Origin of the sequence: Streptomyces sp. ADMS (assembly GCF_033441795.1) — a bacterium.
Lineage (GTDB): Bacteria > Actinomycetota > Actinomycetes > Streptomycetales > Streptomycetaceae > Streptomyces.
In genome coordinates, this window is record NZ_JAVFVX010000003.1 from 1 (window position 1) to 18,034 (window position 18,034).

Annotated in this window: 19 protein-coding genes; 8 read left to right on the forward strand and 11 right to left on the reverse strand. The window is 70.4% G+C overall.

Annotation, left to right across the window (positions count from 1 at the left end):
- On the reverse strand, positions 1–201 hold a 201-nt coding region (locus tag RB628_RS01780; protein WP_318318441.1), incomplete at its 3' end, for a maltotransferase domain-containing protein.
- Positions 202–256: 55 nt separating this feature from the next.
- Positions 257–553 (reverse strand): DUF5133 domain-containing protein, encoded by a 297-nt coding sequence (locus RB628_RS01785; protein WP_318318578.1) that lies wholly within the window; start codon positions 551–553, stop codon positions 257–259.
- 243 nt (positions 554–796) lie between these two features.
- Between RB628_RS01785 and RB628_RS01790 the strand changes: the two genes are divergently transcribed.
- Positions 797–1,300, forward strand: coding sequence for a pep a2 (locus RB628_RS01790; RefSeq protein WP_318318442.1), 504 nt, complete (start codon positions 797–799; stop codon positions 1,298–1,300).
- 149 nt (positions 1,301–1,449) lie between these two features.
- Here RB628_RS01790 and RB628_RS01795 read toward each other — a convergent pair whose 3' ends face one another.
- Positions 1,450–2,265, reverse strand: a complete 816-nt coding sequence (locus RB628_RS01795; RefSeq protein ID WP_318318443.1) for a VOC family protein — start codon at positions 2,263–2,265, stop codon at positions 1,450–1,452.
- A gap of 404 nt (positions 2,266–2,669) precedes the next feature.
- Positions 2,670–3,527, reverse strand: a complete 858-nt coding sequence (locus RB628_RS01800) for a SigB/SigF/SigG family RNA polymerase sigma factor (protein WP_318318444.1) — start codon at positions 3,525–3,527, stop codon at positions 2,670–2,672.
- A 477-nt stretch (positions 3,528–4,004) separates the two neighbouring features.
- Between RB628_RS01800 and RB628_RS01805 the strand changes: the two genes are divergently transcribed.
- Positions 4,005–4,562: a hypothetical protein gene (locus RB628_RS01805; protein WP_318318445.1), complete on the forward strand. Its 558-nt coding sequence runs from the start codon at positions 4,005–4,007 to the stop codon at positions 4,560–4,562.
- Between the two features lie 72 nt (positions 4,563–4,634).
- On the opposite strand, the gene hemC is transcribed toward RB628_RS01805, so the two are convergent.
- Positions 4,635–5,570, reverse strand: coding sequence for a hydroxymethylbilane synthase (gene hemC, locus RB628_RS01810; RefSeq protein WP_318318446.1), 936 nt, complete (start codon positions 5,568–5,570; stop codon positions 4,635–4,637).
- A 399-nt stretch (positions 5,571–5,969) separates the two neighbouring features.
- Between hemC and RB628_RS01815 the strand changes: the two genes are divergently transcribed.
- From RB628_RS01815 to RB628_RS01835, 5 genes are all read left to right on the forward strand, one after another.
- A complete protein-coding gene (locus RB628_RS01815; RefSeq protein WP_318318447.1) occupies positions 5,970–6,497 on the forward strand; it encodes a response regulator transcription factor in 528 nt (175 codons plus the stop codon).
- Positions 6,498–6,646: 149 nt separating this feature from the next.
- Positions 6,647–7,168, forward strand: a complete 522-nt coding sequence (locus tag RB628_RS01820) for a MarR family transcriptional regulator (RefSeq protein WP_318318448.1) — start codon at positions 6,647–6,649, stop codon at positions 7,166–7,168.
- 338 nt (positions 7,169–7,506) lie between these two features.
- Positions 7,507–7,887, forward strand: a complete 381-nt coding sequence (locus RB628_RS01825; RefSeq protein ID WP_318318449.1) for a hypothetical protein — start codon at positions 7,507–7,509, stop codon at positions 7,885–7,887.
- Positions 7,884–8,351: a peroxiredoxin gene (locus RB628_RS01830; protein WP_318318450.1), complete on the forward strand. Its 468-nt coding sequence runs from the start codon at positions 7,884–7,886 to the stop codon at positions 8,349–8,351. The genes RB628_RS01825 and RB628_RS01830 overlap by 4 nt, the downstream gene beginning before the upstream one ends.
- 123 nt (positions 8,352–8,474) lie before the next feature.
- On the forward strand, positions 8,475–10,844 hold the full coding sequence (locus RB628_RS01835) for a SpoIIE family protein phosphatase (protein WP_318318452.1): 2,370 nt from the start codon (positions 8,475–8,477) through the stop codon (positions 10,842–10,844).
- A 30-nt stretch (positions 10,845–10,874) separates the two neighbouring features.
- On the opposite strand, the gene RB628_RS01840 is transcribed toward RB628_RS01835, so the two are convergent.
- The 3 genes from RB628_RS01840 to RB628_RS01850 form a co-directional block, all read right to left on the reverse strand.
- Positions 10,875–11,309 (reverse strand): cupin domain-containing protein, encoded by a 435-nt coding sequence (locus tag RB628_RS01840; RefSeq protein WP_318318453.1) that lies wholly within the window; start codon positions 11,307–11,309, stop codon positions 10,875–10,877.
- Positions 11,310–11,486: 177 nt separating this feature from the next.
- On the reverse strand, positions 11,487–12,965 hold the full coding sequence (locus tag RB628_RS01845; RefSeq protein WP_318318454.1) for an MFS transporter: 1,479 nt from the start codon (positions 12,963–12,965) through the stop codon (positions 11,487–11,489).
- A 70-nt stretch (positions 12,966–13,035) separates the two neighbouring features.
- On the reverse strand, positions 13,036–13,458 hold the full coding sequence (locus RB628_RS01850; protein WP_318318455.1) for a DUF3291 domain-containing protein: 423 nt from the start codon (positions 13,456–13,458) through the stop codon (positions 13,036–13,038).
- A gap of 111 nt (positions 13,459–13,569) precedes the next feature.
- On the opposite strand from RB628_RS01850, the gene RB628_RS01855 reads away from it, so the two are divergent.
- Entirely contained in the window at positions 13,570–14,199 is a 630-nt protein-coding gene (locus RB628_RS01855; protein ID WP_318318456.1) for a MerR family transcriptional regulator, read from the forward strand.
- Between the two features lie 6 nt (positions 14,200–14,205).
- Here RB628_RS01855 and RB628_RS01860 read toward each other — a convergent pair whose 3' ends face one another.
- The 3 genes from RB628_RS01860 to RB628_RS01870 are packed head-to-tail and all read right to left on the reverse strand — an operon-like array spanning position 14,206 to position 18,025.
- Entirely contained in the window at positions 14,206–15,495 is a 1,290-nt protein-coding gene (locus RB628_RS01860) for an NAD(P)/FAD-dependent oxidoreductase (protein WP_318318457.1), read from the reverse strand.
- Between the two features lie 16 nt (positions 15,496–15,511).
- Positions 15,512–16,222 carry a 4'-phosphopantetheinyl transferase family protein gene (locus RB628_RS01865; RefSeq protein WP_318318458.1) on the reverse strand — a complete coding sequence of 237 codons (711 nt, stop codon included), beginning with the start codon at positions 16,220–16,222 and terminating at the stop codon, positions 15,512–15,514.
- 12 nt (positions 16,223–16,234) lie between these two features.
- Positions 16,235–18,025 carry an acyl-CoA dehydrogenase family protein gene (locus RB628_RS01870; RefSeq protein WP_318318459.1) on the reverse strand — a complete coding sequence of 597 codons (1,791 nt, stop codon included), beginning with the start codon at positions 18,023–18,025 and terminating at the stop codon, positions 16,235–16,237.
- Between the last annotated feature and the right edge of the window lie 9 nt (positions 18,026–18,034).

Here is an 18,034-nt window from a genome sequence, read left to right on the forward strand (position 1 = left end):
CATCGGCGTCCAGCGGCCCGGACGGCCCTCGGGGTCGCGGAGTACGACGTTCGCGCCGACGGCGTCATGGCCCTCGCGGAAGACCGTCGCGGTGACCTGGAAGGTCTCTCCCGCGACCGCCTTCGCCGGGCGTCTGCCGCCTTCGACGGCCGGACGCACATCCCGCACCGGGATGCGGCCGATGGCCGGAGTCGGGCTCATGGGTCTCACCTCTGCGTGCTGGGGATCGGAAACGGGACGGGAGCCGCGGGCGGTGCTACCCCCCCGCGGTGCTGCGCTGGACGGCAGGGGGAGCATGCCCGGTGAAACGGTCCGCGTGGGCCCAGCCGGCCTGCTCGCGGAGGTAGGTGACCAGACTCGTGCGCAGATAGTGTTCGGCGGCGTGCGCGGCCTCGCGCGCACACCGCTTCCCCATCAGCACGCACAGGGTGTAGCCCGAGTCCTCGAAGCTGTCGCGCGCCGAACGGTCGGACGGGGCGGCGAGCATGACGCGCTCCCACTCCCGGTACTTGTTCAGATGCCGGGCGACCTCGGCTTTGGCAGGCAGGAGCATGGCGCTGGTCACCTTCCTCGTGAACGCTGCTTCTTCTACGTCGAGACCTTCACTCATGGTGCACGCATGACGACCCAGCGTCTTGTTGGAGCTTCAACAACCGCACGTGCGCTCGTGTTGCACGAATGGACTAGTGCTCTCACCCTGGAGCTGACTCAGAAGCGAACAGTGCTCACGCTTCGCGTTCGGGGCCCGGCCCCGCAGAGCGTGAAGAACGTGAGTCCGCGTGAGGAGCCAACGACGATGAAGACCGCAGAGTCCTGCTACTACCACCTCGACGTCGAGGTCGGTCCTGAACGGGTCGGCCAGGTCGGGCGCATTCTGGCCGCCCACCTCCGGCACTGGGACCTGGAGCAACTCGTCGGACCCGTCTGTCACGGCACCGAGGTGCTGTTGCGCGCCATCGACGAGCACGCGACCGACAAGCACGCGGTGATCGAGATGTGGTGGAACGGCCAGCACCTCATCACCGCGATCGGCGAGAACAACCGTGACCTGCGCCCCGACCGGGAACTCCGCCCCTGCCTGGCCTGGCTCGCCGCGGTGAGCGACGGCTGGGGGTGCTGCGCGACCGGCACCGGCGCCAAGGTCATCTGGTTCTCGCGCCGGGTCCGCTCCTGCGAAGGCCTTCCCCTGGTCCCGACCGGGCCCGCGCCGACCTTGCTGGAGGTGCGGCAGATGCCCCGGACGATCCCGGCCTTCACCGGTGCGGAGAGCGGGACGCGGGGCGCCCTCGTGAACGCGTAGAAGCGGTACGTTCCGGACTCCCCCGGGGCACGGTGGCGCTGTCCTCTGCTCCGGGGCCGGGATGGAACGCGGGGAGGGGGACAAGGGCCCGCACCCGGCTTCCGCGGAGCGACCAGCGTCTCCGTTCGACGGTGCGGCAGCCGGCGGGTTCAGCGAGGGGTGCGCGAAGTCACCGTGAACTGCGCCCCGTCCGGATCGCGGAGCACCGCTTCGAACGGCATGGAACCGGAGTCGTACCGCAGGACGCTGCCGCCGTTGTCCTGTGCGGCCCTGACGCAGGCCGCCACGTCCTCGACCGCGAAGTGGACCTGCCAGTGGGGACGGATCGTGGGGTCGGGTGCCGCCTCCAGCGCCCCTGAGACGATGCGGGCCACGACGTCACCCCGGCTGCGCAGCACGACCTCGTCGCCCTCGTAGTGGACCTCGCAGCAACCGGGGCGGTCCGAGGCCCAGTCCAGGATCTCGCCGTAGAAGATGGCCGCGTCGAACGCGTCGCGGGTGTGCAGCCGGACGAACGCCGGCGCCGCCCGGCGCCAGGACTCCCAGCCCGCGAGCAGCTCGCCCTCCCAGATTCCGAAGATCGCCCCGTCACGGTCGGCCAGCAGAGCCGCTCGGCCGGGCGGGAAGGAGATCGGGCCGACCGCCGTCGTACCCCCGCGCTCGCGGGCCCGGCCCGCCGCCTCGTCTGCGCTCGGCACGGCGAAGTACGGGATCCAGGCGACCGCCACCTGCCATACGGAGGCCACCGCGGCGATCCCCGCGACGGGCGTGTCCTCCGCCAGCGCGACCCGGAAGCGGTCGCCCAGCCGGGCCGAACGCCACCGCCAGCCGAGTACGGCGCTGTAGAACGCCTCGGTGGCCGGCACGTCGCGGCTGGTCAGACTCACCCAGCAGGGGGCGCCGAACACGGAATGGGTCGAGACGACGTCCGTCGCGCCGCTGGGATGTGTCGTGTCGTGGTTCATGGCACTCGCGTCCTGATTCCGTCCACCGGCAGACACCGCTCGGAGACAGTCTCCGGCCAAACCCCCTCCCGGTGCCTGTCGAGTACCCCGATCGGCCCTCATGGCACGTGTGCACGGGCACCGAGAAGATCACTCCGTACACGGACCTTGAACCGGGCAATGCTCCGGAGAGGATTCCGGTCCGGGGTGTGACGGGAGTTCCCGCCCGAAATCCGTGTCGTCAGGCAGGACGCGCAGCGCTTTCCTGGCCGGCAGTGTGTTTCAACTCCGTCCCTCAGGTGACACCGGGTGGAGGGCACACCGCGGAACTGTTCCCGGGAGGGTTCGGCAGTGAGCCCGTCCCCAGTCGCCCGGCCGCGCAGGACTCGCCGGGCGACTGCGGTGTGCACGCGGGCCGGCCGTCTTCAGCAGACGTCGGCGAGTTCCCTGTGCCGTGCACCTCTCTCCGCGGAGCGTTCGGCGGTCATGCCGTCGGATGGTTCTTCGCCGAGTTCCTCGCGTATGCGTGCACAGCAGGTACTGAGCAGCCGGGAGACGTGCATCTGCGAGATGCCTAGTTGCGACGCGATCCGACTCTGCGTCATCCCACCGAAGAACCGCAGGTAGAGGATGGTCCGCTCACGTTCGGGCAGGGCCCGGAGGCAGGGACTGACGGCCGCGCGGTCGACGATCAGGTCGAAGCCGGGGTCGGATCCGCCGACCGTGTCCGCGAGCGCGTAGCCGTCGGTGCGCGGCAGCTCCGCCTCCAGCGACAGCACCGAGAAGCATTCCAGGGCCTCCATGCCCGTACGCACCTCGCTTTCGCTCAACTGCGCGTGCGCGGCGATCTCCGCGACGGTCGGGGGACGTCCCGGCACGGTGGCGGAGAGTTCCTTGGAGGCCGTGCGCACCCGGTTGCGCAGGTCCTGGACCCGGCGCGGTACGTGCAGTGCCCACAGGTGGTCGCGGAAGTGGCGCTTGATCTCGCCGGTGACGGTCGGTACGGCGTAGGCCTCGAAGGCGGTGCCGCGCTCGGGGTCGTAGTGGTCGACGGCCTTGACGAGTCCGATGGCCGCGACCTGGTAGAGGTCCTCCAGGGCCTCGCCGCGCCCGCGGAAGCGTACGGCGATCCGCTCGGCCATGGGCAGCCAGGCCCGTACGAGATCGTCGCGAAGGGCGTGACGTTCCTCCCCTTCGGGCAGCCGGGCGAGTCGTTCGAAGGCTGCGGCGGTGTCGGGGGCGTCGTCGTGCGGATGGCGATTCGTTCTGGTGGTGGTACGCATCGCGCGCGCCTTCCTCGGTCGGTGCTGGATGGACAGACACCGGGGGAGGGCGCACACGGACGGCCCGGAGGTCGGCCGAGGGCCGGTGGACCAGCTCCCACGGATGTGCCTCCAGTCCGAAGCACTGACCAACCAATTCCCGCTCCGGGAACCATGGAAACAAATCAGCATAAAATATGACTCAGTGCTCTTGATTGATCGCTGCGTGAATTCGCCACACCCATTGAGCGTGCCCTATGCATGTTCTTGACTCTCCTCGGTCGGCTGGCCTGCTGAACGCGGGTCACGACCATGCACCGGACGTGATGTGCGGCACGCGCCCACCCGGCGCCGGACAGGCCTTCGGCGGATTTCCGCTGCACACCGCTTGATCAGTGATCAAGGGGGCGAATTCGCTGGCCACAGCGCATTCTGCTCATTTGACTGTGCGCCGGGCACAAGGATAGGAAGCAGCCATCCGAGGTCGAGAGGTGGACTGTGCGCGAGCCGAACGTGGTCGGGGACTGGCACGAGTACGACGAGCATGCCGGCCTGCGTGTCCGCGTCCATCGTCTGCTGGCGGCCGAACCGCCGCGCGGGCGCGACGACGCAGCCGACGGACTCACCTACTTCAGCCTCCGGGTGACCGTCGAGAACCGCGCCAACCGGCACTTCGGCGTCCACCTGGAGGACGGCCAGATCGACATCCGGCTCGGCCCCGACGGCGAGGGCGCCTTCATCGACTGGCGGAACTCCCAGTTCATCGAGGGTTTCGACGTCCATCCGCTGCGCCGCGCCACGGCCGTCCTGTACGCGGCCGGCCCGGAAGCCTCCCTGGCACAGGTGGACGTACAGATCCAGTTGCGGGTCGAGGAGGAGTGGACCGCCCGGCATCTCTGGGCGGGCGGGATCGGCCTCCCGGAGGACTTCACCGGCGCCGCCGCGCACCACGGAACGGCCCGGGACGGGGTGGCCCACCAGGTGAGCGACTTCCTCAAGGAGCAGCGGGACCTGAGGGAGCAGCGGGACCAGAAGGGCCGGACGGAACCCACCTGAGCGGCCTGCCGAGCCGAACCGGCGTGCTGCCTGCGCTGCCGCCGGACGGGCTCGGCTTCCGTTCCCCTGTCCTCAGTGCGTGATGTCGTCGATCAGCTCGCGCGCGCCCTGCCGTAGCAGCGCCACCGCCACGGACGTGCCGAGCGTGGCCGGGTCGAGGCGGCCCGCCCACTCGTGGGCGTTGAGCTGGGTCTTGCCGTCCGGGGTGAACACGCAGGCGCGCAGGGAGAGTTCGCCGTTGCGTGCCACCTTCGCGTACCCGGCGATGGGGCTGTTGCAGTGCCCCTGGAGTACGTGCAGGAACATGCGCTCGGCCGTCGCCTCCCGGTGCGTGTCCGGGTCGCCGAGGCCACTGACCGCGTCGATCAGCTCGGTGTCGCCCTCGCGGCACTGGAGCGCGAGGATGCCCGCGCCGATCGGCGGCATCATCGTCTCGGGGGAGAGGACCTCGCTGACGACGTCCATCCGGCCGATACGCTCCAGGCCGGACACCGCGAGGAGCAGCGCGTCCGCTTCGCCGGCCGCGAGCTTCTCCAGCCGCCGGTTGGCGTTGCCACGGAACGGCACACACTCCAGGTGCGGGTGGGAGGCGGCCAGCTGTGCGATCCGGCGCACCGAGGACGTACCGATCCTGGTGCCGTCCGGCAGCTCGTCGAGGGTGCGGCCGCCGGGGTGGATCAGGGCGTCGCGGATGTCGTCCCGCTTGAGGAACGCGGCGAACATCGTGCCCGCGGGAAGCGGCCGGTCGGCCGGCACGTCCTTGACGCAGTGCACCGCGAGATCGGCCTCACCGGCCAGCAGCGCGGCGTCGACCTCCTTGGTGAACGCCCCCTTGCCCTCGACCTTGGACAGATCGCCCATCCACTTGTCGCCGGTCGTCTTCACGGGGACGACATCGGTGCGCACGTGCGGGTGTACGACGGCCAGTTCGGCGCGTACCCGCTCCACCTGGGCCAGGGCCATGGGCGAGTCACGGGAGACGATACGGATCAGTTCAGGGACGGACATGCCGACACGATAGACCCTCCGGAGCGCCCCTCTCCTCCGAACCGGTCGCTTCGCCCGGGGAGTTCCCACCCGGCACCGAAGACACCAACTGCCAGGAGGACGGTTCTGCGGCCGGTGCGGCAGCCCCCCCCTGCGCGGGGCGGAGACGACGCGAAGCCGGAGGCCGGCGGCGCGGCCGCGGAACCATGCCCATCACCACCTGATCCCGTCCTCCCGGGACAGCGGCACACCGTCGAACGAGGTGGCAGGTCGGGCCAGTACGGCTTCCGGCACCGCGCTGGACACCGCCGTACCGGGAGCGGGACGAGTTGCCGCAACCGGCGGCCACCGCGAGCGCGCCGGCCGTCAGGGTCACCTCCGGGCGGGCCCGGGGGCGGTGTCTCCCTCGTCCCCTCCCACTTGTCAGTCCTGCGTGTCGAAGGTGACGACGACCTTTTCGGCGGCTCCCGGCTCGGGGACTTCCGGTTCGACCTGGTGGTGCTCGACCTGACGCTGCCGGACCTGAACGAGCCGGCGCGACGGCATCGCGTCGTCGGTGAACGTCCGGCCGTCCTCTTCCTGGCCCCCGCCGACTCCATGGACATGTTGCTGTCGGTGATGGGGCGGGCCGGGCAGGACTATGTGACCACGCCGTTCCGTATCTCCGAAGTCCTGGTCCGCGTCCAGGTGCTGCTGCGCGGCTGGAGCCCCGCACGGCAGAAGGGGGTGATGTCGTACGGCGATCTGGCCCTGGACGACGCCATCTGCGAGGCGCGCTGCGGGGCGCGTCCGCTGGATCTGACTCCGGCGGAGTACCGGCTGCTGCGCCATCTGCTGGTCAACTCCGGGAAGGTGCTGTCGAAGGAGCAGATCGCCCGGCACGTCTGGGGCGAGTACCGGGGCGGCAACGCGATCGACAACTCGTCTCCCGGCTGCGCCGCAAGGTGAACCAGAAGGCGCCGGCGTTGATCCGCACGCGTCGGGGGTTCGGCTACTGGCTCGGCGGTGCGACGCCGTGACCGGGGGTGTCCGTGCTGCCGGCTCGCATCCAGGCGGAATTTACTTGAGTTACGCAACGAGATGGTAAACTTGAGGGTATGTCCACACCGCCACCCAAAACCGCTCCTGCCCCCAAGGATGTGGCCGAGATCGAGCGAGCTCTCACCCGCATCTCCTATCTGCTCAGCCGTGCCCGGCAGCACGACCGCTTGATGGCGATCGCCGGAGTGCCGCTGGACCGGGCCGCCACCGCGCTCCTCCGGCAGATCGCCGACTCCGAACCGATGCGCCCCGGTGAACTCGCCAACCGGCTCGCGGTCGAGGCCTCTCACGTCACCCGACAGGTGCAGCAGCTTCAGAAGGCCGGTTATGTCACCCGCGTACCCGACCCGGACGACCGCCGCGCCCAGCGCATCGAGCTGACCGCGACGGGCGAGGAGGCCGTCGACCGCGTCCGGGAGGCGAGCCGCCGCGGTATGCAGCTGGCTCTCGGCGGCTGGTCCGCCGAGGAACTCCAGCAGCTCGCCGGCCTGTTCCACCGGATGGTGGACGACTTCCTCGCCTACTCGCTCGACGACGACGGTGAAGCGGGCGTCATCGAGACGGTTCCCACCGTCTGACAGCACCGCGTGGCGCGTCGCACCGCGTCGCCGGTGTGCTCGGCTGCTCCCGTCGAGCACCAGCGGGATCGTGTGCCGGCCGGGTTGCGCCCGCGGCAAGGACGGCCGGCCGAGCGCCCCCGCGCCGGTCGGTGAACTGTCCAGGGTCCGGCCCCGCCGCTTGCACCTGCGCGGCCGGACCCACTCCCGAGGGGGTGGGCCCGAGTCGGATCGCCGATGTGCTGCGCCCGCTGGGCGAGTACGTCGAGGCCCGACCACGGAAGACAGTCGAACACCCGCCTCTCCACCTGCATTTACCGTCCAGTAGGATCGCCCGGCACACCGTCCGAGGAGGAAGCGTGCCCGGCTCCCAACGCTCACCCCTGATGCTTGCCGGTCTGTTGGCCGTCGCCGGCGTCAGTCACTTCGTCGCACCCCGCACGTTCGACGCGATCGTGCCGCGCGCATTGCCGGGCACGCCCAGGGCCTGGACGTACGCCAGTGGCGCCGCCGAACTCGCGCTGGCCGCCGGGGTGGCGCTGCCGCGTACCCGGCGGGTTGCCGCGCTCGCCACGGCGGGCTTCTTCGTCGGGGTGTTCCCGGCCAACGTGAAGATGGCCGTCGACTGGCGCAACCGGCCCGCCGCCCTGCGGGCCGGTGCCATCGGGCGGCTGCCGCTCCAGGTACCGCTCGTCCTGTGGGCACGCAGCGTCGCGAAGAACGGAGAGGGCCGGTCATGACACGCAAGGTGAACGTCGGCGACAAGATCGAGGACTTCGAGCTGCCCGACGAGAGCGGAGCGTCCCGCAGGCTCTCCGAACTCCTCGCCGACGGGCCGATCGTCCTCTTCTTCTATCCCGCGGCCCTGACGCCCGGCTGCACCGCCGAGGCCTGCCACTTCCGGGACCTGGCCGCCGAGTTCGCCGCCGTCGGCGCGCGGCCGGTCGGGATCAGCGGGGACTCGGTCGACCGCCAGCAGGAGTTCGCGCAGAGCCACACACTCGGCATGCCGCTGCTGTCGGACGCCGACGGGACGGTCCGTGAGCTGTTCGGTGTGAAGCGCGGGTTCTCGATGATGCCCACCAAGCGGGTCACCTTCGTCATAGCCGAGGACCGTACGGTCCTGGAGGTGGTGACGAGCGAGCTGCGGATGAACACCCACGCGGACCGTGCCCTCGACGCACTCCGCGCGCACAAGGGCTGACGCCCCTCTCTGTCGTTCTCCAGCCGTCCTCCGCCTCTTCGCGGGGCGGTCGGACGGGGTTTGACGCGCCGAGGTGCGCCATCGGGGTTGATGCCCCGGGACACAGGGACCATCCTGGGGCGTATGAAACAAGTCGCCGCCGCGGTGATCATCGATGCCCGAGGCATGGTGACGGGATGGAGTGAGGGCGCCCGGCGGTTGACGGGACACACGGCTGAGGACGTCGTCGGCCGCCCGGCCGCCGAACTGCTCGCCGAGGACCCCCCGCCGACGGCGATGACCGAGCTGGCCGGCGTGGTCGCGCTCCGCCACCGGGACGGTCACCCCGTCGAACTCGCCGTCAGCGCGTGCCCCGTACTGGGCGAGGACGGCGGGGCGCGGGGATTCGTCGTCACCGTCCTGGCCGAACCGGCGATGCCGGAGCCGCATGCGGTGACGCAGGGGCCGGCCTCACTGGAGCGGGCCATCCGGCAGGCCTCCGTGTCGATGTCCGCCTTCGACACGAACCAGCGCTACGCCTGGCTCAACAACGCCGCCTGCGACCTGATGGGCATCGAGGAACAGGCCCTGATCGGACAGTTCTACGGGGACACGGACATCGTGCCCGACGACCGCATCAGCCAGGGATTTCTGCTCAACCTGCGAGAGGTCGCCCGCACCGGCGTACCCGTACGCTACGAAACGTTCGGCAAGGACGTGGGCGACGGCCGGGAATACGCGTGGAGCCTCGAGATGTGGCCGGTGCGCGACGACCTGGGGGCCATCACCTCGGTGGGCATCGCGGCTTTCGACAGCAGCGAACAGCACTGGGCCCGGCGGCGGCTCGCCCTGCTCAACGAGGCCGCCACCGCCATCGGGACCACCCTCGACGTCGTCCGCACCGCCGAGGAACTCGTCGAACTGGCAGTGTCCCGGTTCGCCGACTTCGTCAGCGTCGACCTGCTCGACTGGGTGCTCGGCGCGGACGAACCCCCGGCGCCGCCGGCCGGCGAGATCATGCTGCGCCGGGTCGCCCACGGGTCAGTTACCGAGGGCACTCCGGAGGCCGTCATCCCGCTGGGCGCGAAGGACGTATACCCGCCGTCCACCCCACCCGTACGGGCGATGGCGGAGGGCCGGGCGCTGCTCGGGCGGGTCGGCGAGCGGGCGTTCGACGAGTGGGTGGCGGAACGCAACGCCCGCGAGCCCGTCGGCCGCCCGTACCGCCAGGGGGTCCACTCCATGGTCACCGTGCCGCTGCGGGCCCGCGGCACCACCCTGGGCGTCGCGGTCTTCCTGCGCATCGCCCGCCCCGACCCCTACACCGAGGACGACGTCGTACTCGCCGAGGAACTGGCCAGCCGCGCCGCCGTCTGCGTGGACAACGCCCGCCGGTTCGCCCGTGAGCGCACGACCGCACTGGCTCTCCAGCACAGCCTGCTGCCCCGGGGGCTGCCCGGCCAGGCGGCCGTCGAGGTCGCCCACCGCTATCTGCCCTGCGGGTCGGTGGCCGGCATCGGCGGCGACTGGTTCGACGTCATCCCGCTGTCCGGCAGCCGGGTCGCGCTCTGCGTCGGTGACGTCGTCGGGCACGGCATCCAGTCCTCCGCGACCATGGGACGGCTGCGTACGGCCGTGCGGACCCTCGCGGACGTCGACCTGCCGCCGGACGAGCTCCTCACCCATCTCGACGACCTGGTCACCCATCTGGCCGACGGTGAGGACGGTGAGGACGTCGCCGAACTGGGCGCCACCTGTCTCTACGCCGTCTACGACCCGGTCTCGCGCCGGCTGACTCTCGCCTCCGCCGGGCACCCGCCGCCCGCCGTCGTACCGCCCGGCGGTGTCGCCGAGCTGATCGAGGTGGCGGCGGGACCGCCGCTCGGCGTCGGCGGCCTGCCCTTCGAGGCGACCGAGCTGAAACTGGCCGAGGGCTCGCTCATTGCCCTCTACACGGACGGGCTGATCGAGGACCGAGACCGGGACATCGACCACGCCACCGCCGAGCTGTGCCGTGCGCTGAACCTGCCCGGCGCCTCGCTCGACGCCATGTGCGACGCGGTGCTCAAGTCCGTGCTGCCCGAGCAGCCGGGCGACGACGTGGCCCTGCTGCTCGCCCGTACGCACGCGCTGGGTGCGGGCAGGGTGGCCACCTGGGACGTCCCGCCGGACCCCGCTCACGTGGCCGTCACGCGCCAGGCCGCCATGGAACAACTGGCCGCCTGGGGGCTGGAGGAGGAGGGCTTCGTCACCGAACTCGTCGTCAGCGAACTGGTCACCAACGCCATCCGTTACGGCGAGTCGCCCATCCAGCTCCGGCTGATCCGCGACCGGGCCCTCATCGTCGAGGTCTCCGACGGCAGCTCCACCTCACCGCACCTGCGCCGGGCGCACGCCTACGACGAGGGCGGCCGTGGCCTGTTGCTGGTCGCCCAGCTCACCCAGCGCTGGGGCAGCCGGCAGACGGGCACCGGCAAGACGATCTGGGCGGAGCAGCCGCTGCCGGCCGGGTGATCCGGCCGACCGGGCTCATCGGGCGTCCGGTCACTCGAAGTCGCACCCGGGGTTCGGCGCGTCCTCGGAGAAGGGTGAACCGTGCGGCAGCACGTACAGGACGTCGAGTACGACGGGCTCGGTGCCGAGATTCCGGCCGATGTGGACGTTCCCGGGGCCGGCCGGCTCACTGATGGCACTGCCCTGCGGATACACGCCGTCGGACTCGCAGGTGGAGTCGAAGTGGCTGAGGGTGCCCTGCTTGACGAGTCCGTACAGCGGCCCGTCGTGGTAGTGCCACCCAGTGGCCTGGCCTGCGGGGATCGTTATCTCCCGCAGGGTGTAGTCGGTGTCGCCGATGGTGGTCCGGGCGAGTACGCGGCCTGACACTCCGGGCCCGGGCGGCGTGGCGTGGGCCGTACCGCAGGCGAGGACCGCGGTGACCGTGACGGCCCCGGCCGTGGCGGTGCGAAGCAGGTTGCGCATGGTGGGGTCCCCTCAAGGCGAGAGCGTGAGCGCGCCATGACATCTTGGCGTGATCGTAGAGGGGCGGGACGGCCGGCGGAAAGAGGGGGGGGAGGTGCCCGTTGAGCAGAACGCGCCGGTGACCGCACGTCCGTCACGTACGGGCGGTCACCGGCGCCGGGGAGGGGTGCGGGCTTCTCAGGCCCGCCCGGCCACTGGCTCGGCCGTGATGTCCGCCGCCGCCTCCGCTCTTGGCCGGGACGGGCGCGGAATCCCCAGCGCGCACACCGCGCCCGCGAACACCACGACGACGCCGACCCACACCGCAGGGCGCAGTCCGTCCACGAACTGCTGGGGCGAACCCGTGCTGCCGTGCGCCACGAACACCGTGCTCAGCACGGCGATACCGAGGGCCCCGCCGATCTCCCGGACGGTGGTGTTGGCGCCGGACGCCTTGCCCGCGTGCTCGCGGCTGACCGAGCCCAGCACGACCGCCGCCGTCGGTGCGAACACGAAGCCCATGCCGATACCGGCCACGATCATCGGGCCGACCAGGGAGGAGTACCCGGTGTCGGTGTCCGCGACCAGGTTGATCCAGCCGAGTCCGACGCCCTGGAGGAAGAGGCCCAGGGCCATCAGCCGGCCGCCGCCCACCCTCTCGGTGAGGAGGCCCGCGACAGGCGCGACGAACATCGGCATCAGCGTCCAGGCCAGTGTGCGGACGCCGGCCTCGAACGGGGTGCGCGGCGGCACGATCTGGAGGTACTGGGCGAGCAAAAAGAGGGACCCGAAGACGCCGAAGTACATGGCGGCCGAGACGACGTTGGTGAGGGTGAACGCCCGCACCCTGTAGAAGGACAGCGGCAGCATCGGCTGCGGTGCCCGCGCCTCCCAGGCGACGAACGCGGCCAGCAGCACCGCGCCCGCGCCGAACGCGCCGAGCACCCCGGCCGACGTCCAGCCGTCCGGCTCGCCGTTGACGATGCCCCACACCAGCGCGAACAGGCCGGTGGCGGCCAGCACCATGCCGACGAGGTCGAGTCGGGTTCCCGGAAGTTTGCTCTCACGGAGCGTCAGCAGGATCAGCGGCACGGCGACGACGCCGACCGGCACGTTGATCCAGAAGATCCACCGCCAGTCCAGTCCGTCGACCACCGCGCCTCCCACCACCGGGCCCATCGCGACGGCCAGGCCGCTGACGCCCGACCACAGGCCGAGGGCCAACCCGCGCAGCCGGTCCGGCACGGCCTGCGAGAGCAGGGTCAGCGACAGCGGCATGACGGCCGCGGCACCGAATCCCTGCACGGTGCGGAACGTGATCAGCTGCGCGCTGGTGTCGGAGAGGCCGCAGCCGATCGAGGCCAGCGTGAAGACGACGATGCCGAGCACGAAGACCGTGCGCCGGCCGAACCGGTCACCGAGCGCGGCCCCCGTCATCAGCAGACAGGCGAAACTGAGAACGTACGCGTTGACGAACCACTGCAGCTGCTGGGTGTTCGCCTCCAGGTCGACCGCCAGTGTGTGCAGGGCGGTCGAGACGACCAGGTTGTCGAGCGCGACCATGAACATGGGCACGCTGCACGCGACGATCGCGAGCCACAGCGGAACACGCCGGCCCTCGGCCGGTGGCGCGACGGCCGCGTCGTCCACGACCGGGTTCTCTTCGGACAGCGTCATGGCAGGGGAGTCTCCTAGGGGGAGTAACTGATCCGGCGGTGCGGCGGTGCGGATGAGACGGTGGGCGGGGTCAGGCGGTCGGCGTACTGCCGTCCGCGTCCGCGCGCTCCTGGGCGGCCAGCCGGTCCCGCGCGTCCGACCAGTCGACGGGCAGGCCTGCCGTCGGGGTCTCCCAGAAGGTGAAGACCGAGCGGTTCATGGTGGAGCGCAGGCCGGTCATGACCGACTTGTGGGGCTCGGTCCGCGCGTATGTGTAGAGGGCCTGCTTGTCCTCCCAGGCCGACAGGGTCCAGAACGTCCGCTTGAGCGGCTGGGCGATCAGCGAGGCGCCGTACGCGCCGGGCGCGTTCTTCACCTGCTTCCACGCGGCGAGGGATTGCAGGAAGAAGCGGGGGACGTCGCGCAGGGAGCGGACTTCCAGGCGGGACGCCATGACGAACGCCGTCGTGTCCGGAGCGGGCTGGTTGACGGTGGTCCAGGGCAGGGTGGGCATGGCTGCGGCCTTCTTCTGAGAGGCAGGGCGAAGCGGGGAGGCTCTATTGGATACCTCCACTATCCATGTTAGACAGTAGAGGTATCCAATGACCAGAGCGGAGCCCGACCGATGCGCATGTCCGAGCTGAGCCGCCGCAGTGGTGTCTCTGTCACGACGATCAAGTACTACCTCCGCGAGGGCCTCCTTCCGGTCGGCCGCCAGCTGTCGGCCACGCAGGCCGAGTACGACGACAACCACACGCGCAGACTGCGGCTGATCCGCGCACTGATCGGCGTACGCGGCCTGTCCGTCAGTACCACCCGGGAGGTGCTGGGCGCGCTCGCCGAGCACACCGCCGACACCCACCGCTTCCTGGGGCTCGCGCTCGGGGCGATCCGGCTGGCCGGTGAGACCGAGGCGGACGCCCCGGAACCAGCCGAAGTCGATGCGCTGATCGAGGAGTTGGGCTGGAACGTGCACGAGTCCGCACCCGCCCGGGCCACTCTGGCCGAGACCCTCGCCTCGCTGCGGACCCTCGGCACACCGCTGGACTGGCGGGTGCTCCTGCCGTACGCCCGGCTGGCCGAGCAGACCGCGGTCCTCGACTTCGATCAACTGGACGGAATCGAGGACCCGTTGGAGGTCGCCGAGCGTGCGCTCCTGCTCACCGTCCTCCTGGAACCCGCGCTCATGGCGTTGCGGCGCATGGCCCAGGAGGACGAGTCGGCCCGGCGGCACACGGACGCGACAGACAACTGACCCTGCCTACCGGCCCAGTTCACGCAGAAGCTGGGCCGCCGCCTCCTTCCCGGAGGAGAACGCGGCCTCGTGCGAGCCGATCTGGTCGTGGTACTGCTGCTTGGAGTGGAAGTACGAGCCGCACAACTTGACCCGGGGACCTTCGTTGACCTCGTAGACGGTCTGCTGGGCGCGGCGCATCGCCATGTCGAGAACCGGGTGTTCGTAGTGGAAAGTGCGGATGACGCTGTCCTCGGCGACCGGAAGCGGACAGTCGAGGGTGACGAAGTAGTCGGTCTCGGACTCGTAGCCGTGCAGCTTGTTCATGTAGTAGGCCACGTACGTGCGCGGCTGTCCGTCCACCGTCACCTTCCCGTAGTTCCACGCCTCCCACCGGGACCGGTCGGCCGGCATCACGGACGGATCGGTGTGCAGGATCACCGTGGAGGCGTTGTAGCGCAGCGGGGCCAGAAGCTCGTGCTGACGGTCGGTGGGGTTCTCCAGCAGCGCGCGGGTCACATCGGCGTGCGTGGCGAGCACCACGTGGTCGAAACGCTCGGAGCCGGTTGCCGTACGTACGGTGACGCCGTCCTCGTCCTGGTGGATACCGGTCACCGGCTCGGACAGCCGCACCTTCGGGTCGATCGCCGCGAGCGCCTTGCGCACGTAGGTGATCGAACCGTCGCCCACGGTCCGCCAGTCCACGCGCCGGCCGCCGAGGCCGCTCTCGTCATGGGCCATGAAGAACGCGATCACGGTCGTGGCCGGCATCTCCCAGACCAGTTCGGCGGGCACCGACCACACCGCGCTGCACAGCAGGATGAAGTAGCCGTACCGGAACTCCTGGCTGTAGCCGCCCCGGTCGAGGTACTCGCCCATCGGCATGTCGGTGCGCTTGCGGAAGAAGTCCCGGCGCCCCTCCTCGTGGAACCGGTGGGCCTCGCGCCAGATGGTCTGGAACGCCTCGGGATACCGGGCGCGCACCTCCTCCTCCGGCAGGTCCATCTCGTCGCTGCCGTACTGCACGCCCTCAGTCAGGTCGAAGAAGTTGAAGCCGCTGATCAACTGCTTGGATTCCACGCCGAGTTCGTCGAAGAATCCGCTGAGGTTGGGGTAGGCGGGGCGGTTGAAGACGACGAACGCGGTGTCGATGCCCAGGATTCGGCCCGTGTCCTGGATCTCGACGGTGTTGGCGTGGCCGCCGTAGTGGTCCTCGCGTTCGAACAGGGTGATCTCGGCGTGCTCGCGCAGGGCGTAGGCGGCGGAGAGGCCGGCGACGCCACCGCCGACGACGGCGATGCTGGGCTTGGCGGACATCGGATGCTCCTTGGGGTCAGTCGGTGAGTGTGGTGGTGATCAGTCCGCCCGCGGTGCCGTTCTCGGTGGCCACGGCCACCACATGACCGGGGCTCGGGTGGATCAGGTCGAACTGCCAGCGTTCACAAGCCGGTTCGGGTTTGCCGGTGTCGTACAGGCGGATGCGTCCGCCGGTCAGGCCGGTGAAGGCGATCGTGGACAGGTCACGGCGCAGGCCTGTGCCGAGTGCTTTGAGGTAGGCCTCCTTGAGCACCCAGTAGGCGGCGACGTGGCCGGGGCGTACGGCGTCCGGAACGGCCGCCAGTTCCGTGCGCTCCCGGTCGGCGAAGAAGCGGGGGAGGTGTGCGACCGCGTCGGCGCGCGCCGGCGAGCGTTCGGCGTCCACTCCGCAGGCCCGGCCACTGTCGGTGACCACGCAGACCGTCAGGCCGTCGGTGTGCGAGAGGTTGAAGCGAAGCCGGTGGTCCGCGGACGGCCTGGGCTCCGGTCGGCCGCCCGAAGTGGTATGGAAACGCCAGGAGGTGAGAGGGAGGCCGCTACGGGAGCTGAGGGCGTGCCGGGCCAGCAGCCGGGCGGCCAGTCGGCGGCGCCGTTCGGACGGTGCGAGGACGCGCTCGCAGCGCTCGCGCTCGGCCGTGTCGAGCACGGCCGGGCCGCCGGTGCGCTCGATGAACGCCTCGGCGGCCGCGTCCGGCAGCAGCCACAGATGGCGGTCGGGATTCGGCATCCGGCCCTCCGGTCAGAGGCCGGCGGCGGGCAGGTCGCCGCGCTCGGCGAGCGGGAACTGCCAGTACGAGAACAGCCGGTTCTCCCGGTGCAGATGGCGCAGCACCCGCATCACGTCGTCCACCGCACCGGCGTCCGTCACTGCTTCGTGAGGGCGCAGGTGCCGTCGTACGCGCTCCAGTTGGAGCAGAAGCAGCGCGCCGCTCGGCAACGGGTCCTCCAGCGCGGCGGAGGAGTGGACGTGGGTGTGCACGCAGGCGGCGGCAGCGTGCAGGAGGCAGTACTCCTTGGCCAGGTCGAAGAGTTCGGCGGACTGACCGTACTCACGGCCCAGTGACGCCTTGAGTGAGGTGACGCGCTCGCGCAACGAAGCGGCTCCGACAAGGAGTTGCTCCGCGGTGTCCGCTGCCCTGGTCAGCCAGTCGTGCTCGTCGCGCTTGGCCTCCCCGGCCAGCCGCCGCAGCCGGACGAGCGCGGCGGGAGCGGCGAGGAGGGCGTCGTCCCGGCCCCGGCTGTACAACTCCTGGTCCCAGGGCCGGTAGAGAGGCAGCTCGCGGTCGATGCCGAAGAGCACGGCCGCGCGCTCACCGGCCTCGTCACGCAGCGCCTGGTCGGCTGTCGTGGCCGTGGCGAGAAGTCCGTCGAGCTGGAGCGCGATGTTCTTGAGGTTCACGACGGTGTTGCCGTCGGCGAAGTTGGCCACCGGCAGATCGCGGAGCATCTTCTGGTGGATCGCGTAGTGCGGATGGTCGCGCAGATAGAAGCGCGCTCCGAGTACGACATTGAGCTGGGCGAAGGTGCGCTCCAGAAGCGTCGGCACGAAGTACTTGACGACGGACGACCACACGCTGGTCTGCTCCGGAACGACCTGAAGGGCTCGCACCGCGCCCAGACTCACCGCGTCGGCGACCATCAGATCCGCGAAGCACTCCACCAACTGGCGCCGGGAGTACGGGACATCACTGACCGCACGTCCGAAGACCGTCCGCCCCTCGGTGAAGTCGAGTGTGACCCTCAGCCCCGTGTCCACGGCCGACAGCGCGATGCCGCTGATGAGGGCTCGGGCCGTCTGCGAGGTCTTGAGCGCGATCTCCAGACCCTGTCCCTCGCGGCCGAGCAGCGCGGAGTCCGGTACGAAGACCCGGTCGAGGCGGAAACCGCTCATGTCGAGCCCGCGCAGTCCGTGCATGCGCTCGCGCGGCAGCTCGTCCACGGTCCCGGCGGGTGTCTGCCGTTTGTCGAGGACGAAGACGGAGTAGCCGCCGGGGCCGCCCCGGGGGTCGGTGCGGGCGTGAACGCTGAGCCCGTCGGCCACCCGGCCGTTGCCGATCAGCCACTTCTCCCCGGTGAGGAGATAGCCGCCGTCCGTCCTCTCGGCGGTCATCTCGTTGGCGAGCAGATCACTGCCGTGCCGGCGCTCGGACAGGCCCCAGGCGTAGCGGTTGCCGCGCTGGATGGACTCCACCATGGCCCGCTTCTGGGCGTCGGTACCGGCGACCCAGGCCGGCATGAAACTGAGGCTGGTGATGATGAACGCGGTCGCGGTGGTGGGATCCCGGCGGGCGATCAGCCGCATCAGGTTGAAGCCGGTCTCCACATCACCCGCCTTCCCGCCCTGGGCACGGGGGAGCGAGTGGTCCAGTGCGCCCCAGCGCTGGAGTAGGTTCACGAACTCGTAGGGATAGTCCTCGCGTTCGTCGTATTCGAGGACACGGGCGTACGGCATGCGGCTCGTGGGGTCGTGCGGATCGCCCAGGTGGCGTTCCAGCCGCCCGGCCAGCTCCGTGAGGTCCGACTTCGGCACGGGGTCTCC

Coding starts and splice junctions, on each gene's coding strand:
- RB628_RS01845 (WP_318318454.1), bottom strand. CDS start 12,965: ATGACGCTGTCCGAAGAGAACCCGGTCGTGGACGACGCGGCCGTCGCG.
- RB628_RS01840 (WP_318318453.1), bottom strand. CDS start 11,309: ATGCGCAACCTGCTTCGCACCGCCACGGCCGGGGCCGTCACGGTCACC.
- RB628_RS01800 (WP_318318444.1), bottom strand. CDS start 3,527: ATGCGTACCACCACCAGAACGAATCGCCATCCGCACGACGACGCCCCC.
- RB628_RS01795 (WP_318318443.1), bottom strand. CDS start 2,265: ATGAACCACGACACGACACATCCCAGCGGCGCGACGGACGTCGTCTCG.
- RB628_RS01860 (WP_318318457.1), bottom strand. CDS start 15,495: ATGTCCGCCAAGCCCAGCATCGCCGTCGTCGGCGGTGGCGTCGCCGGC.
- RB628_RS01820 (WP_318318448.1), top strand. CDS start 6,647: ATGTCCACACCGCCACCCAAAACCGCTCCTGCCCCCAAGGATGTGGCC.
- RB628_RS01830 (WP_318318450.1), top strand. CDS start 7,884: ATGACACGCAAGGTGAACGTCGGCGACAAGATCGAGGACTTCGAGCTG.
- RB628_RS01790 (WP_318318442.1), top strand. CDS start 797: ATGAAGACCGCAGAGTCCTGCTACTACCACCTCGACGTCGAGGTCGGT.
- RB628_RS01865 (WP_318318458.1), bottom strand. CDS start 16,222: ATGCCGAATCCCGACCGCCATCTGTGGCTGCTGCCGGACGCGGCCGCC.
- RB628_RS01835 (WP_318318452.1), top strand. CDS start 8,475: ATGAAACAAGTCGCCGCCGCGGTGATCATCGATGCCCGAGGCATGGTG.
- RB628_RS01785 (WP_318318578.1), bottom strand. CDS start 553: ATGCTCCTGCCTGCCAAAGCCGAGGTCGCCCGGCATCTGAACAAGTAC.
- RB628_RS01855 (WP_318318456.1), top strand. CDS start 13,570: ATGCGCATGTCCGAGCTGAGCCGCCGCAGTGGTGTCTCTGTCACGACG.
- RB628_RS01850 (WP_318318455.1), bottom strand. CDS start 13,458: ATGCCCACCCTGCCCTGGACCACCGTCAACCAGCCCGCTCCGGACACG.
- hemC (WP_318318446.1), bottom strand. CDS start 5,570: ATGTCCGTCCCTGAACTGATCCGTATCGTCTCCCGTGACTCGCCCATG.